This is a genomic window from Dolichospermum sp. LEGE 00246, assembly GCF_015207865.1.
GTDB classification, from domain to species: domain Bacteria; phylum Cyanobacteriota; class Cyanobacteriia; order Cyanobacteriales; family Nostocaceae; genus Dolichospermum; species Dolichospermum heterosporum.
In genome coordinates, this window is the sequence record NZ_JADEWA010000588.1 from 1 (window position 1) to 2801 (window position 2801).

Annotated in this window: 2 protein-coding genes; both read left to right on the forward strand. The window is 36.8% G+C overall.

Annotation, left to right across the window (positions count from 1 at the left end; all coding sequences use genetic code 11):
* The first annotated feature begins 328 nt into the window (after positions 1-328).
* The gene (locus IQ228_RS24350; RefSeq protein WP_027403428.1) at positions 329-793 is read left to right on the forward strand and encodes a hypothetical protein; all 465 of its coding nucleotides are present in this window, start codon (positions 329-331) and stop codon (positions 791-793) included.
* A 47-nt stretch (positions 794-840) separates the two neighbouring features.
* On the forward strand, positions 841-2721 hold the full coding sequence (locus IQ228_RS24355; RefSeq protein ID WP_027403429.1) for an ABC transporter ATP-binding protein: 1881 nt from the start codon (positions 841-843) through the stop codon (positions 2719-2721).
* Positions 2722-2801 lie beyond the last annotated feature (80 nt).

Below are 2801 nucleotides of genomic sequence, written 5' to 3' on the forward strand. Positions count from 1 at the left end.
CTTTTGTGAACAATTAATTTTTTAATCATATCGAATTTTCTCTTTCTTTCAGTCCCGTTACGAAGTTCCACTTTCTCACTCCATGCCCAGCTTAATGCTACTTACTATCATTAAGCCTCTTACCCTTGGAATGATTTTTAGTTATTATGTACTACTCGCTAGGCTTTTTTGATATGTGACAGTTCAGGGTGCGGAATGTGGGTTAGAGAAGTCGGGGATCTTGTTTTTCATAACTAATTTACGATCGCTATATAGTCCAGGTGATTAAAAATTGCCTAGTACAGTGTATATTAATAATTGACAAAATAATTAAAGGAGAATTTACTCCATGAACAAATTATTAGATGAAACCCTATCTAATGAAATTGCCAAAACTATCAAAAGTAAAGCCAAAAAACCTTTTGATAATGCCTATAAAGCAGTTTTAATCACCGAAGGGGCAAAGTATATTCAAGGCTTTTTAGTATTTGCAGGTCAGCCCTATAAACCAGTGGAACATAGTTGGATTGAAGTTAATGATGTAATTATAGATCCGACACTTCCCCATTTACAGAAAAATCCCCAAGAACTGTATTATTTTCCCGCCCAAAACCTGAGTGCCAAAAAGCTCAAAGCCATTATTGAAGAATCCAAAGAAGATTATCCAGAAGATGATCCCTTACCTATTTATGGCGAAGCCCCCTATGATTATTATGGTGATGTCATGTTGGGTGGTCCAGAATATTTGACAGCTTATCAAGCAGCACAGGCAAAATGTCAAGAAATCAATGGCTTAAATTTTGAAAAAAATTAGTCCCCCAGGGCAGAATTTCACATTATTTTCCTCCTAAATTGTTATTTATGGGCATCTCTCCATCTCCAACTAAATCCAATTCCGAATACCGTCGTCGAGAAAATGACTGGCGGTTATTTTTACGCTTAGTTCCCTATGGTCGTCGTCATGGCAAACTATTAGCAGTATCCATGTTGATGCTTGTTCCTATTGCTGTTGCTAGTGCTATCAAACCCCTATTAGTAGGACAGGCAATTTCTTTAATTCGCAAAGAACCTAGCACATATCAATTTCTTCAAAATATGCCTTTATGGCAAGGCTTAAATATCCTGATTGGACTGTTGCTTATTGCAACTACCTTGCGCTTAGTATTAACAGGTATCCAAGGTTATTTAGTTCAGAAACTAGGGCAAAAAATTACGGCGGCTATTCGTGAGGATTTATTTACTCATGTGACATCTTTAGCTGTGCGGTTTTTTGATCAGACACCTGTAGGTAAATTGATTACTAGACTAACGAGTGATGTCGAAAGTTTAGGAGATGTTTTTTCCACTGGGGCTGTAGGCATTGTTTCTGATTTACTATCTATGGTAGTAATTGTAGGATTGATGTTCTCAATTCAATGGCAACTTGCTTCTTTGTTGATATTCATCCTCTTGCCAGTAAGTTGGTTGATAATTTATTTTCAACAGCAGTATCGAAGGGCTAATTATAAAACCAGGGAAGAACTTTCTACACTCAATTCTCAACTTCAAGAAAATATTGTCGGTATTAATATAGTTCAATTATTTCGCCGCGAAAAATTTAATGTTGAGTTATTTCGATCTGCTAACCAACGTTATGTTAAGGAGGTAGATATTAGCATTTGGTATGATTCCGCAGTTTCTGCAACCTTAGAATGGATTAGTTTAATTGCCGTTGCTGGGGTACTATGTTTAGGTGGTTGGTTATTATTAAATCAACAAATCTCTTTTGGGATTTTATCAGCATTTATTTTATATGCCCAACAATTTTTTGAACCATTGCGGAATTTTGCGGAAAAGTTTACGGTGATTCAATCTGGTTTTACGGCTATTGAACGGGTAGTTGATATTTTAGATGAACCTATCGAAATTAAAGATTACTCTCAGCCTCGAAGTTTAAATGTAGATTTTGAATTTGGCTATATTAATGAGATAGCTTCTAAGTTAGAATCTCAAGATTTTACACCCGTTCCGGCTTTGGGAGCAATTAAGTTTGAAAATGTTTCCTTTGCTTATAAAGATGATGATTACGTTATTAAGAATTTAGACTTTACCATTCACCCAGGGGAAAAGGTGGCTTTAGTCGGTCCAACCGGTGCCGGTAAAAGTTCGATTATTCGCCTGTTATGTCGTCTTTATGAACCAACCCAAGGGCGCATTCTGATTGATGGTGTGGATATCCGCGAGATTCCCCAGGTGGAACTAAGACGTTATATGACGGTGATTTTGCAAGAGGCGTTTTTATTCGCTGGTGATGTCAAAAGTAATATTACTTTGGGTGACAATTACAGTTTTGCAGAAATTCAACAAGCAGCAGAAAAAACAAATGTGGCGACGTTTATTAACCAATTACCTCAAGGTTATGATACTCAGTTACGAGAACGAGCAACTAATCTTTCTAGTGGACAAAAACAACTTTTAGCCTTTGCGAGGGCGGCTATTCGTAATCCGCAAATTTTGGTTTTAGATGAAGCTACAGCGAGTTTAGATGTGGGAACGGAGGCTTTAGTTCAAGAAGCTTTAAATCAGTTGTTAATACAACGAACTTCAATTATTATTGCTCACCGTCTCTCAACGATTCGGAATGTGGATAGAATTTTTGTGTTGAAACGGGGAGAATTAATTGAACAGGGAAGTCATGAGGAATTGTTACAACAACAGGGATTTTATGCCACTTTACACAATTTACAAATGTTAGGAGCTTAATCAAAGGTGTGCAGCATCTATATGATCTAAATCACTAATTTATGGTTGCTGCTATCAAATGTTTTACCCCTCCCTAACCC